The sequence below is a fragment of the Lelliottia sp. GFLA7 genome (assembly GCF_056490165.1).
The window spans coordinates 1026534-1039762 of sequence record NZ_JBWLAQ010000001.1 but is presented as its reverse complement, the minus strand read 5'-3'; the positions used below and the strand labels follow the sequence as shown (position 1 = coordinate 1039762).

12 protein-coding genes are annotated in these 13229 nt (G+C 54.8%); 8 read left to right on the top strand and 4 right to left on the bottom strand.

The genetic code is table 11. The features are described 5' to 3' along the window. The first annotated feature begins 5 nt into the window (after positions 1-5). From AC07RN_RS05000 to AC07RN_RS04990, 3 genes are all read left to right on the top strand, one after another. Entirely contained in the window at positions 6-1073 is a 1068-nt protein-coding gene (locus AC07RN_RS05000) for a LacI family DNA-binding transcriptional regulator (RefSeq protein WP_478335729.1), read from the top strand. Positions 1074-1177: 104 nt separating this feature from the next. After that, positions 1178-4264, top strand: a complete 3087-nt coding sequence (locus AC07RN_RS04995; protein ID WP_478335728.1) for a beta-galactosidase — start codon at positions 1178-1180, stop codon at positions 4262-4264. Positions 4265-4326: 62 nt separating this feature from the next. Beyond that, positions 4327-4680, top strand: a complete 354-nt coding sequence (locus AC07RN_RS04990) for a DUF1428 domain-containing protein (protein ID WP_012016334.1) — start codon at positions 4327-4329, stop codon at positions 4678-4680. Positions 4681-4717: 37 nt separating this feature from the next. On the opposite strand, the gene AC07RN_RS04985 is transcribed toward AC07RN_RS04990, so the two are convergent. Next, positions 4718-6280: an EAL domain-containing protein gene (locus AC07RN_RS04985; protein ID WP_478335727.1), complete on the bottom strand. Its 1563-nt coding sequence runs from the start codon at positions 6278-6280 to the stop codon at positions 4718-4720. A 94-nt stretch (positions 6281-6374) separates the two neighbouring features. Between AC07RN_RS04985 and AC07RN_RS04980 the strand changes: the two genes are divergently transcribed. Next, positions 6375-7094: a GntR family transcriptional regulator gene (locus AC07RN_RS04980; protein WP_478335726.1), complete on the top strand. Its 720-nt coding sequence runs from the start codon at positions 6375-6377 to the stop codon at positions 7092-7094. On the opposite strand, the gene AC07RN_RS04975 is transcribed toward AC07RN_RS04980, so the two are convergent. Continuing rightward, a complete protein-coding gene (locus tag AC07RN_RS04975; RefSeq protein ID WP_478335725.1) occupies positions 7082-8281 on the bottom strand; it encodes an enolase C-terminal domain-like protein in 1200 nt (399 codons plus the stop codon). The two genes, AC07RN_RS04980 and AC07RN_RS04975, sit on opposite strands and share 13 nt — an antisense overlap. Before the next feature lie 278 nt (positions 8282-8559). On the opposite strand from AC07RN_RS04975, the gene AC07RN_RS04970 reads away from it, so the two are divergent. From AC07RN_RS04970 to ykgO, 3 genes are all read left to right on the top strand, one after another. Beyond that, complete coding sequence (locus tag AC07RN_RS04970) at positions 8560-9939, top strand: PTS transporter subunit EIIC (RefSeq protein WP_478335724.1); 1380 nt, start codon at positions 8560-8562, stop codon at positions 9937-9939. A gap of 94 nt (positions 9940-10033) precedes the next feature. After that, positions 10034-10294 (top strand): type B 50S ribosomal protein L31, encoded by a 261-nt coding sequence (locus AC07RN_RS04965; RefSeq protein ID WP_478335723.1) that lies wholly within the window; start codon positions 10034-10036, stop codon positions 10292-10294. A gap of 2 nt (positions 10295-10296) precedes the next feature. Beyond that, positions 10297-10437 (top strand): type B 50S ribosomal protein L36, encoded by a 141-nt coding sequence (gene ykgO / locus AC07RN_RS04960; protein ID WP_003859006.1) that lies wholly within the window; start codon positions 10297-10299, stop codon positions 10435-10437. On the opposite strand, the gene AC07RN_RS04955 is transcribed toward ykgO, so the two are convergent. Further along, complete coding sequence (locus tag AC07RN_RS04955; protein WP_478335722.1) at positions 10434-11144, bottom strand: GNAT family N-acetyltransferase; 711 nt, start codon at positions 11142-11144, stop codon at positions 10434-10436. The two genes, ykgO and AC07RN_RS04955, sit on opposite strands and share 4 nt — an antisense overlap. Positions 11145-11243: 99 nt before the next feature. Here AC07RN_RS04955 and pdxR point away from each other — a divergent pair, with 99 nt between their 5' ends. After that, positions 11244-12704 carry a MocR-like pyridoxine biosynthesis transcription factor PdxR gene (gene pdxR / locus AC07RN_RS04950; RefSeq protein WP_478335721.1) on the top strand — a complete coding sequence of 487 codons (1461 nt, stop codon included), beginning with the start codon at positions 11244-11246 and terminating at the stop codon, positions 12702-12704. Here the strand turns inward: pdxR and AC07RN_RS04945 are convergent. Beyond that, positions 12676-13143 carry a YlaC family protein gene (locus tag AC07RN_RS04945; RefSeq protein WP_012016342.1) on the bottom strand — a complete coding sequence of 156 codons (468 nt, stop codon included), beginning with the start codon at positions 13141-13143 and terminating at the stop codon, positions 12676-12678. The two genes, pdxR and AC07RN_RS04945, sit on opposite strands and share 29 nt — an antisense overlap. Positions 13144-13229 lie beyond the last annotated feature (86 nt).

Here is a 13229-nt window from a genome sequence, read left to right as displayed (position 1 = left end):
ACAGCATGAAAGCCATTACACTCTATGACGTTGCCCGCATGGCGGGCGTTTCTTATCAAACGGTTTCCCGCGTGATTAACGATGCGGAACACGTCTCTTCACGCACCCGTGAAAAAGTGCAGCAGGCAATGGCCGAGCTGCATTACGTGCCCAATCGCGGCGCGCAGCAGCTCGCCGGGAAACGCACCCGCACGCTCGGGCTGATTACCACCGATCTGGCCTTGCATGCGCCGTCGCAAATTGCCTCTGCGGTAAAATCCCGTGCGGGTGAGCGCGGCGCGAGCGTGATGATCTCGATGGTGGAACAGCCCGAATTTTGTCAGGCTGCATTGCAGGAATTACTGGCGCAGCGTGTTGAGGGCTTGCTGGTGAACGTTCCGTTGGACGACGCCGAAGCGGAGAAAATTCGCCATCTGGCCGCACCGGTTCCGGTTCTGTTCTTTGATGTTTCTCCTTCTGCGAACGTCCATCGTCTGGCTTTTGATGCTGAGCAGGGCGCGACGTTGGGTGCAGAACACCTGCTTTCACTTGGGCATCAACATATCGCACTGCTTGCCGGGCCAGAAAGCTCGGTCTCTTCCCGCGCGCGCTTATCTGGATGGCAGGCGCGGCTGGGGCAGGCGAATGTCACGCCGTGTGCCATCGCTCACGGTGACTGGAGCGCCGCCTCCGGGTACGAGAAAGGGCATCAGCTTCTGTCTGGCGCAACGCTTCCCGACGCCATTCTGGTGGCCAACGATCAGATGGCGCTGGGCGTGATGCGCGCCTGCGCAGAAAAAGGGATCGCCGTGCCGGGGCAAATTTCTGTGGTGGGTTTCGATGACACCGCCGACAGCGCCTGGTTTTCACCGCCGCTGACCACCATTCGCCAGGCCTTTCGCGATGCCGGTGAGCGCAGCGTCGAATGGCTGCTTTCTTCTGCAACGAATGAACTGTGGCAAACTCAGCTGCCCGTGACGCTGGTCGAGCGGCACTCCAGCGCGCGATTCTCGCCGCAGCAGGCCGATCGCGAAGCGCTGGCACAGCAGTTAAAATCACTCGCCATCATGGCCGAACAGCTGGCGCGGCAATAACGCTTTTGTGATCGACTTCGCTTTGCAGGGGTTCGATCCTTTACCGGATCATTTCTCCAGGGCATTGTGACTAAAATTGTGAGCGCTTCGCAAAAGAGGTCTATATGTTTACTGCATCCCCGATGCCACTTAGCAAAATCTTAGCCCGCCGCGACTGGGAAAACCCAGGCGTGACCCAATGGCATCGCTTGCCTGCCCATGCCCCGTTCAATAGCTGGCGCGATGAAGCATCCGCGCGGGCCGATGAAAACTCCTCCCGTAAGCGCTCGCTGAACGGTGACTGGCAGTTTAGCTATTACGCGGCACCAGAGCAGGTGCCAGACTGCTGGGTTACAGAAGATTGCGCTGACGCGGTGACGACGCCGGTTCCATCAAACTGGCAGATGCAGGGCTTTGATACGCCCATTTACACTAACGTTACCTATCCGATTCCGGTGAATCCACCGTTTGTGCCAGCAGAGAACCCAACCGGTTGTTACTCGCTCACATTTGAAGTGGATGAGCAGTGGCTCGAAAGCGGGCAAACGCGCCTTGTTTTTGATGGCGTGAACTCAGCGTTTTATCTCTGGTGCAACGGCAAGTGGATGGGCTATTCGCAGGACAGCCGCCTGCCCGCAGAGTTTGATTTAAGCGCGGTTTTGCGCCCAGGAACCAACCGTCTGGCGGTACTGGTGCTGCGCTGGTGCGACGGGAGCTATCTTGAAGATCAGGACATGTGGCGGATGAGCGGCATTTTCCGCGACGTGTCGCTGCTGCATAAACCGCACACCCATATCGCGGATTATCATGCCGTGACGGAGCTGAATGCTGATTACGACCGCGCAAAATTACAGGTTGAAGTGGCGCTCGCTGGTGAGCAGTTTGCCGATTGCGAAGTGACGGTGACCCTGTGGAGTGACGGGCTCTCAGTCGCGACGGCCAGCGCCAAACCCGGTTCAGCCATTATTGATGAGCGTGGCAATTGGGCGGAGCGTTTAAACGTCACGTTGCCGGTGAATGATCCGGCACTGTGGAGCGCCGAAACCCCGGAGCTGTATCGCTTAACCCTTGCACTGCGTGACGGGCAAGGTGAGATTCTCGACGTAGAGGCTTGCGACGTTGGTTTCCGTCGCGTGGAAATCAGCAACGGCTTGTTAAAAGTGAACGGCAAACCGCTGCTGATCCGTGGCGTCAACCGCCATGAGCACCATCCGGAAAACGGGCAGGTGATGGACGAAGCCACCATGCGCCGTGACATTGAGATGATGAAACAGCACAACTTTAACGCCGTGCGCTGCTCACATTACCCGAACCATCCGCTGTGGTACACGCTGTGCGATCGATATGGATTGTACGTGGTGGACGAAGCGAATATTGAAACGCACGGCATGGTGCCGATGAGCCGTCTGGCTGACGATCCGCGCTGGCTGCCCGCGATGAGCGAACGCGTGACGCGCATGGTGCTGCGCGATCGTAACCATCCGTCGATTATCATCTGGTCACTGGGCAATGAATCCGGGCACGGTGCTAACCACGACGCGCTCTACCGCTGGGTGAAAACCACCGATCCTACGCGTCCTGTGCAGTATGAAGGCGGCGGCGCGAACACCGCTGCGACCGATATTGTCTGCCCGATGTACGCCCGTGTCGATCAGGATCAACCGTTTGAAGCCGTACCGAAATGGTCACTGAAAAAGTGGATCGGCATGCCGGATGAGACGCGTCCGCTGATCCTGTGCGAGTACGCCCATGCCATGGGAAACAGTTTTGGTGGATTTGCAAAATACTGGCAGGCGTTTCGCAATCACCCTCGCTTGCAGGGCGGATTCGTCTGGGACTGGGTAGATCAGGCGCTGACCAAAAAAGACGACAACGGCAACGCTTTCTGGGCGTATGGCGGCGATTTTGGTGATACACCGAATGATCGTCAGTTCTGTCTGAACGGGCTAGTGTTCCCGGATCGCACACCGCATCCGGCGCTGTTTGAAGCGCAGCGCGCGCAGCAGTTTTTCACCTTTACGCTGGTCAGCACCTCACCTCTGGTGATCGACGTGCACAGCGATTATCTGTTCCGTCAGTGTGATAACGAGCAGTTGCGCTGGAATATTGCCCGCGACGGCGAAGTGCTGGCGAGCGGGGAAGTGGCGCTGACGATTGCCCCGCAGCAAACGCAGCGGATTGAAATCGACGCGCCGGAATTTGCCGCGGCGGCAGGCGAAATCTGGCTGAATGTGGATATTGTCCAAACGGCGGCGACCGCCTGGTCTCCAGCAGATCATCGCTGCGCCTGGGATCAATGGCAACTGCCCGCGCCGCTCTATATTGCGCCACCCGTTGAGGGAACGGCTAAGCCAGACCTGAAGGTAAAAGAGGATGTGCTTGAGGTCAGCCACCAGTCGCAGCGCTGGCACTTTGACCGCGCCAGCGGAAATCTGACCCAATGGTGGAATAACGGCACCGCAACGCTCCTCGCTCCGCTGAATGATAATTTCACCCGTGCGCCGCTCGATAATGATATCGGCGTCAGCGAAGCCACGCGTATTGATCCGAATGCGTGGGTTGAGCGCTGGAAAGCGGCGGGTATGTACAACCTCACGCCGCGTCTGTTGATCTGCGAAGGAGAACAACTCGCGCAGGCTGTGACAATTACCACGCTGCATGCCTGGGAATTCAACGGTAAAGCGCTGTTCCTGAGCCGTAAGGTCTGGAAAATTGACCGAGCTGGCGTGCTGCATGGTGACGTGCAGGTGCAAGTGGCAAATGATATTCCGCAGCCCGCGCGTATTGGCCTGAGTTGTCAGCTGGCACAAACGCCGCAAACGGCAAGTTGGCTGGGCCTGGGGCCGGACGAGAACTACCCGGACAGAAAGCTGGCTGCCCGCCAGGGACGCTGGACGTTGCCGCTCGACGCGCTGCATACGGCGTATATTTTCCCGACCGATAATGGCCTGCGCTGCGATACGCGCGAACTGACTTTCGATACTCATCAGATGCAGGGTGATTTCCACTTTTCATTAAGCCGCTACAGTCAGCAACAGTTGCGTGATACCAGCCATCATCATTTGCTGGAAGCAGAGCCGGGCTGCTGGCTCAATATCGACGCCTTCCATATGGGCGTGGGCGGCGATGACTCCTGGAGCCCAAGTGTGTCGCCGGAATTTATCCTGCAACGCCGAGAGATGCGTTACGCGTTTAGCTGGCGACAGGACTAAACTTAACCTCGTCGGTTGCGGTCACAGCTGGTGGCCGCACGCTCACTTCGGAGGTTTGACTCATGAAGTATGTCGATGGTTTTGTGGTTGCCGTTCCTGCAGCAAATAAGGAGGCTTATCGCGAGATGGCGGCCAAGGCGGCTCCACTGTTTAAAGAGTTTGGCGCGACGCGGGTTGTTGAGTGTTGGGCCGAGGACGTTCCGGATGGAAAATTGACCGATTTTCGCATGGCGGTCAAAGCGGAAGAGGGCGAAGAAGTCGTTTTTAGCTGGATTGAATACCCGTCGAAAGAGGTCCGCGATGAGGCGAACAAAAAGCTGATGTCCGACCCACGCATGAAAGAGTGGGGGGATTCGATGCCTTTCGACGGCAAGCGAATGATCTACGGCGGGTTTATGCCGTTACTGGATGAGTGATGGTTCGCGCCCGGCGACGCATCGCGCGCCGGGCCACTTATTCACCCGGGTCGAGATTGTTCTCTGCCCATACAATGAACTCCCCTTTTGGCAGCGCTTTACTGTACAACCAGCCTTGCCCATACTGCACGCCGTGGCGACGCAGCCACTCTAATTGCCCTTCGGTTTCGATACCTTCAGCGACCATCGCCATGTTTAGCGATTTTGCCATTTCAATAATGTGCGGCGTGACGTTTTTGTACTCAAGCGCGTCCACGAACGACTTATCAATTTTCAACGTATCGACATCCAGATCCTGGAGATAACTGAGGCTGGAGTAGCCGGTACCAAAATCGTCGATATAGATGGGGTGGCCTGAGCGGCGCAAACTGGCGATGAGCGGCGCGCTCACCGTAGGATCGGCAAATCCCCGTTCGGTCAGCTCCAGCGCAATTTGTTGCGGCTGAATCTGCCAGTGATTTAGAAGACGACTCAGCACCTGCGGCAGCTCGACGCAAAACAGATCTGCCGGGGAAAGGTTAATGGAAACATGTTGATGTGGGTGATGGCGCAGCCATTCGCCCATATCCTCAAAGACCTTTTCAATCACCAGCCGGGTTAATTTAGACGTCAGGCCCGTTTGCTCTGCCAGCGGAATAAAAATGTTTGGCGAGAGCAGGCTGCCGTCTGGCTGGGGCCAGCGGGAGAGGGCCTCGGCACCGGTTATCTTGCCGCTGTCGAGCGCCACGATGGGCTGATAATGGATAACAAATTCACGGGCGTGTATCGCATCCAGCAGGCGATTGCGCGGGGATTGCAGGCGGCGTAAAAGTCGCATCACAAAGGCCGCGGCCACCAGGCTGACCAGAACACCAAACGGGAACCAGAACAGCAACTGCTGATGCCAGCTCTCCTTGAGCGGCTCGAGAGAAGCCCAGGCGACGACCGCGAAGCGTAAATCAGGAACGGATTTGACGACGTACATCGACCCCCGGTACTGCAGAGGCGCAAAATTCTGTTTCTGTAATTGCTGCCAGACGTGCTGCGGGAGAGGACTGCTGCTGGAAAAAACAATATTGCTGTCAAAGCCGACCAGCGCGGCTTCGATCGGCCAGGCGCCGAAAGGAATGACATCAATCAGCGATTCTGGATCCAACAGGACCAGATAATTTCCGAGACCCAGCACAGCCATATAGCGCTGAATGCCGAGATCGTTTTGCTGCGTTAGCCACGCATCATAGCCGTCGTGCGTGGTGCGCATAGGAAGCGGAAATGCGGTCGCTTTGCTGGCCTGTTCGAGCGAGGAACACACAGGCTGGCGGTTATTGACGTACATCACTTCCTGAACGTAGCGGAAGGAGAAAGAGATCCGGCGTATTGCCAGTAAATGCTGGTAGCTGCACGGCTGGCCGTTAAACGACTGGATCTGCGTTAACGCTTCTTTAGCCTGATCAACCACTTTGTTCGTGCGGATCAGCACGCGCGATGAGTAGCGATCCAAATCCTGGACAAATTTGTCTTCTGCCTGGCGATGCGCGAGCCAAACACTCAGGCTGATGGGGATCAGCACGGAAAAAATCAGAACACCAGTCACCAGGCTGACCAAATGGCGGGTTGTCATGCAGGGTTATCCTTTCTGCAGTGCTGAATTAAATCGCCTCAAAATGATAATCTTATAGCATGCCGCGGTGATTGATTTCATTCAGGGAAAAGTAATGAAGAAAAAAGAATTTGTGACGCAAGATCTCCTGAGCAAAATTTATCAGGACACCACGCCTGGCCCGCGCAAACTCTCGCCGGAACGACAGCTCGCGGAAGAATATGGTGTGTCACGTTTCACTATTCGACAGGCGCTCGAAAAGCTGGTCAGCATTGGCGTGGTGCGGATTGTGCAGGGTTCGGGGATCTGGATCAACGAGCAAGCACGTAATAATCCTCTGGTTTATAACTCGATCACGGAAAAGCGTTTCGATCAGATTCGTTACCGGATGATCAGCCTGCATAAGAAACGCCCCGATCGCGCGGCGCAGCAGATTTTCGGTATTGATGAGGAAAGTTTTATCTGGCATTTCTGCCGCTTGCGCTACGTCGATGACGTGCCCGTACAGCTGGAAATATCGAGTATGCCTACCGCCGATTTCCCGGATCTGAATCAGCAGGCCATTGAGCGCTCAATCCAGCAGTATGTTCTGAGCAAAGGGTTTACCATTTCTCATATGCTGACCACCTATCGCGCGGTGAGCGTAGGCCGTGAACAGGCGGTTATTCTGGGCTGCAAGAAAGGCAGCCCGGCAATGCACATCAATAACCGCGGTATTCTGGATGGCGGGCGCGTGTTTGAGGTGAGCGATATTATTGATATCAACTACACATGCACCTACGTCATTCCGTACAACCGCGACAATCTGGCCTGGCGTCAAAATCAGGGGGTATGAATAGTGCCGTCAGGCAGGCGACTTTGCGTCCATTCGTGCGGTCGATAGAGAACCGGGTGCGCCAGCGCCAACGCTTCGTTGAAACCCACGCCGATACCGGGCTGTACGGGAGGATAGACAAATCCCTCTTTCACCTCTGGCGCGCCGGGGAACACGTCGTTTGTCGTGGCAGAACGAGGAATAAATTCCTGAATTGCCGCATTGTGCAGATGAATATTCAGGTGCGTATTCACCGCGACGCCGATCGGCGTCATATCGCCTGGGCCATGCCAGGCGAGGCGCACGCCAAAGGCCTGACACAGATGCGCCAGCTTCAGCGCCGGTGTGATCCCGCCGATTTGCGAGACGTGGCAGCGTATAAAGTCGATACGACGATTCACAATCAGATCGTGCCATTCAGCAGGGTTATTAAATAACTCTCCCAGCGCCAGCGGAACGCAGCTTTGCTGACGCACCTGTTCCAGCCATGCGCTTTGCTGTGGCGGCAAAATATCTTCAATAAAGTAGGGCTGGAACGGCTCGAGCTGCTTTGCCAGGTGCACGGCCTGCTGCGGGAACAATCGCTCGTGGACATCATGCAAAATATGCAGCTTCCAGCCATATTTTTCGCGCAGGGCGCGGAACATTTCGACGGTATTGCTCATGTACTCTTGCTGATCGAACCATGCGCCCGGCGTGGGGTTATCCGGGGCGTGGAGTGCGGATGGCGTACCGCCATAAAAGCCGAGCTGGCAGCGGATATGACGATAGCCCTGCGCAATGAGCGCATCAACGGAGGCAAATAACGCTTGCAGAGTTTCTCCGCTGGCGTGGCTGTAGGCTGGGATCGCGTCACGGGATTTACCGCCAAATAGCTGATAGAGCGGCATACCGGCCAGCTGGCCCTTGATGTCCCACAGGGCCATGTCGACGCCTGAAATGGCATTGTTCATCAACGGGCCGTTACGCCAGTAGGCGTTGACGTTCATCATCTGCCACAGGTCTTCAATATTGTTTGCATCGCGCCCAATCAGCAGCGGCTGCAGATATTCATCAACCAGCGTTTTGACTGCCAGGGGGCGCTGCTGAAAGGTGGCACAGCCATGTCCCGTGATACCCTGCTCGGTGGTCACACGGACGGTGACCAGATTATGTCGGTCCGGGCGGGTAATAAAACACTCAATATTTTTAATGATCACAGGCGTCACGAAATAACTCCTTTGCTGCACTGTGGGAATACGTTATGGCGAATATCATCGCCCTAAAATCGTGAGTGGGTAAACCGTTTTTTTGACTATTTATTTTGGTCAGTTATTTGTCGTAAATGTAATTTAAAACCGTACCAATTTGTCCTCTTTTACGATTTTGTGGCTTTCTGCTGGGTAATTGTGAGCAAAGTCTAATTTTATTGGTTTGTTTTGTTGTCATGCTTTAATTATTCTTCATGGCGACATTAAAACGACAACAACATCGGGCAGGAGTCTTTATGGGGACGCACGAAGCGATCAATAATATTATTCGTCTGGTCGGCGGCCAGGGGAATATTAATAAAGTCTGGCACTGTATGACGCGGCTGCGCTTTGATCTCATTGACGATAATAAAGTCGATCAAAACGAGATAAAAAAACTGCCCGGTGTGCTGGGCGCGCAGCTGCAAAGCGATCAGTTTCAGGTCATTATTGGCCCGAAAGTGAACAGCTGGTATGAACAGATGCTCACCGTATTGGGCAATAACGATACGGCGGCACCCGCAGCGACCAAGGGGCGTAAGAGCCTGATATCGCTGTTTATGGATACCGTGTCGGGCGTGTTTGGTCCGATCGTTCCGGCCATCGCTGGCGCAGGGATGATCAAAGGTCTGCTGGCAGGTTTGATCGCACTGAAAGTGGTTTCCGCCAAAAGCGATACCGTGATGGTTATCGATCTGATTGCCAGCGGCGTGTTTTATTTCCTGCCGTTTTTCCTCGCGGTATCGGCGGCGAAAATCTTCAAAACCAATGAGTATCTGGCGGCGGCCGTCGCGGCGTGCCTGATGTATCCGTCGCTGATTGACGCGGCCAAAGCGCTGGCAACGCATCAGGAAGGGGCGGTCAGTGCGCTCTGGTTGCTCAATGCGATACCCGTTTCGGTGTTCAACTACTCTTCCAGCGTGATCCCGGTAATTTTCTCGATTCTGGCCTTGAGCTATATACACCGCTGGGTCGATAGCATCATGCCGGACGTGCTGAAAACCGTGTTCACCCCCACGCTAACGCTGTTTATCGGCGCTCTGGCCGCGCTGGTGGTGATCGGCCCGATTGGCATTTGGTTGGGTAAAGGGCTGGCGTTGTTTATCGAAGGGCTGTTTAGCGTGTCAGCAAGTTTTGCCGGGCTGATTGTGGGCGCGATTCGCCCGGTGGCGATCCTGACCGGCATGCACCATGCGATGACGCCGATCGCGCTGCAAAACTTTAGCGATCGCGGATACGACATGCTGATGCCGATGATGTTTATGGCCAATATGGCGATTGCCGGTTCGACGTTTGCCATCTGGCGTTTAAGCCGAGATCGCCAGGAGAGAACCGTTACCCTTTCCGCCGCGATTTCCGCACTGCTGGGCATTACCGAACCGGCGCTGTTTGGTGTTCTGACGCGCTACAAAAAAGCGTTTATTGCGGCTACCGTCGCCAGTTCACTGGCCTCAGCCTTTATCGCGTTCTTCGGCGTGCGGCTCTACGGCTATATTCTGTCGAGCATCTTCAGTTTGCCTGCTTATATTGGCCCGTATTTTATCTTTGCGCTCGCGGGCGTAATGATGGCGTTGGTGCTGTCGTTTTTCCTGACCACTTTGCTGGTGGGCAAAGAGCAGGCTTCGCAAGACGCATAGTGTGGTTTCCCTCGCCCACTCGGGCGGGGGTTGTTTTTATCCTGTGACTCGGATAGACTTTTGTTATGTTATAACAAAACATATCGAGCATAAGATGAAACCTGATATCCATCCGTACTACCGCACCGTCGTTTTTCACGACACCAGCGTTGATGAATTTTTTAAAGTGGGATCGACGATTAAAACCGATCGCGAAATTGAACTCGACGGCCAGACGTATCCGTACATTACTCTCGATGTCTCGTCAAAATCGCACCCATACTACACCGGGAAGCAGAAAACCTTCTCGACAGAGGGCAGCGCTGCTCGTTTCCGCCAGCGCTTTAGTGGCTTTATCAATGCGAAGCGAGGCTAACCATGCAGGTACTTAACTCGCTACGCAGCGCCAAACAGCGTCATCCGGACTGCCAGATCGTAAAACGCAAAGGACGCCTGTACGTGATTTGCAAATCTAACCCGCGCTTTAAAGCGGTGCAGGGAAGAAAGAAAAGACGTTAACGACGTGATTCGCGCCAATTTTCCAGGGACCTTATCTGCTTGCCGTCGGCAGTGAAATTGTCGGCGGCAAGCCAGTTCTGAAATGCGCTTTCCAGGCCTGGCCATTCGCTATCGATAATCGAAAACCAGTCGGTGTCGCGGTTGTGTCCTTTGATAACCAGCGCCTGGCGAAAACGCCCTTCATACTGGAACCCGAGACGTTGCGCCGCGCGGCGTGAAGGCTCATTCAGACTGTTGCATTTCCATTCGTAGCGACGATATCCCAGCGTAGTAAACACATGACGCATCAGTAAATACTGCGCTTCGGTGGACATCGGCGTGCCGCTGAGCAGCGGTGAAAAATGGACATGTCCAACTTCGATCACGCCGTTTTTCGCATCGATACGCATCAAGGCTAATGTGCCGACAGGTAATTTCGTCTGGTTGTTGATGACCGTGAAATGAATCGGATCGGACAGTTCAGAAACGCTCTCCACCCACGCGGCAAAGTCTTGTGCATTCGCATCCGGTTCACGCAAAAGCCACGTCCAGCTGCGGGTGTCTTCAGCCTGCTGATAGGCAGCAAAAAGTGCGTCAGCATGTTCCGGGCCTAACGGCGTGAGCGTGCAATAATGCCCTTTTAAATCCACGCGATTCGGATGTGGCCGAGGCTGCCAGTCGCTCATCGCTTTACCCACTGGCTGACCAAACTGATTGAATTGATTCATGTTGATTCCCGTTGTCTGATGTGAATTCCAGATTAGGAAATTTGTGGCCCCACAAGAAGATCCACATGGGTATAATAATGTGGTACCACGGAGGCAACAATGAATATTTCAGGCGATGATTTTTACGCATTAATCAGCGACATGCTGCAGCGACGCGGTGCAGAGACGCTTCAGCGGACGCTGTATCGGGGTTTGCGAGAAGCCATATTAAGCGGCAGGTTGCTGGCAGAGAGCCGTTTGCCGGGTTCCCGAATCATCGCTGAACAGCTGGGGATTTCGCGTAATACAGTGAATGCTGCACTAGAGCAACTCACGCTGGAAGGCTTTTTACACCGTAATCGGCAGGGAACGCGCGTGGCCCACGTCGGGCATCGTGATAGCGTCCAGCCCGCGCAGGTGCTGGAGGTTAAGCTTGCGCAGCGCGTCGCGCGGCTCCCTGCGCCGACATCTCGCGCCATACCCGTTCCTGCATTCACGCCCGGTACGCCCGCGATTCACTATTTTCCATTACCGCTATGGCGACGTTTATACGATCGCGTTTTGCGAGAAGAAGGCAGCGCGCTGTTAGGCTATGGCGATCCGGCGGGGGAACGATCGCTGCGTAGCGCCATCGCCCGCCATCTGGCGCTTTCACGTGGAATTGAGTGCGATGCCAGCCAGATAGTGATTACCGAAGGCGCGCTTGAAGGGGTGAACCTGTGCACTCAACTTCTGAGCGAGACGGGCGATATTGCCTGGATAGAAGATCCGGGTTACGCCGGTGCGAAAAGCGCTTTTGCGAAATCGGGCCTGACCATGGTTGGGATGCCTGTCGACGAAGAAGGCATGCGACTGGAAACAGAAGGTGAGCACTCACCCACTCTGATATTCACCTCTCCTTCTCATCAGTTTCCATACGGGAGCGTGTTAAGCATCCATCGACGATTCGCGCTGTTGGAATTCGCGCGCCAGCATAACGCGTGGATTATTGAGGATGATTACGACAGTGAATTTCGCTATAGCGGCGAACCCGTTCCCGCGATGATGGGCATGCAGAAAAATGCGCCCGTGGTCTATTTAGGGACATTTAGCAAAACGCTATTTCCCTCGCTACGCATCGGTTTTATGGTGATGCCAAAGGCATTGGCGAACGCCGCACAGCCCGCGATTGGCTCGCTGCTGCGGGGTGGGCATCGCGCTGAGCAGCGCACGCTGGCGTTGTTTATCGAAGAGGGGCATTACGCCCGACATCTTGCCGCGATGCGGCGTCTGTACCGCAAGCGCTATAAACAGCTGCGCGATGCGCTTCACGCGGAACTCCATGTTCCACATCGGGTTTTAGCCGGAGAAGGGGGCATGCACCTGACCGTCGCTATCGACGGTATTGATGATAAAGCCGTGGCACGGCAGGCAAGTCAGTATCAGATGGCACCCGCTGCGCTGAGCGGGTATTACCTTGACGAGCGGCAGGGGCAAACCGGTTTGGTTTTGGGGTACGGAAATACCCCCGCGTCTCAGTTTACGCCTTGCATCAGGCGCTTGCAGACGTTAATTATGCAGTCTCGGGGCGAGAAAGGGTGAAGACGTCGTAGAAAGACAGTTCGCCTTTCGTGGAGACCATTTTCTGCAATTTAGACTTTTGCTCTTCTTCCACATTTGGCGAATGCAAAATGCGAGTGATCAGCTCCGACGGGACATAGCGGGTGTTGTACCACTCGCCGTTATAGCAAACGCGGAAATCAAGCACGTCGATATCTTCATAGCGATAGCGCGGATTAACGTCGAAGAAGAAGAACGCGTTAAAGACGACGAATAAAACGATCAGTAACCACACCGAGTCGATGAGCGTTTCTGACAATAGCATAACGATGAGTGTTGCCAGCAGGGCGGCATACATCGCCAAAAACAGGCCAGTATGTTTACGGATAAAGCTGATGCTAAAGCGCGGGCGATTATCGCGTTTCTCGCGGGCATTGAGATCGTCGATGGTTTCGGTAAGCAGGCGCTGTATCTCTGTCATTTATAACCTTCATGAATTTTGCAAAATACAGGGGATCTGCCCATTTTAGGGGAGTGGTTTGGTGGAAAAAAGTAACAGTTATGCCG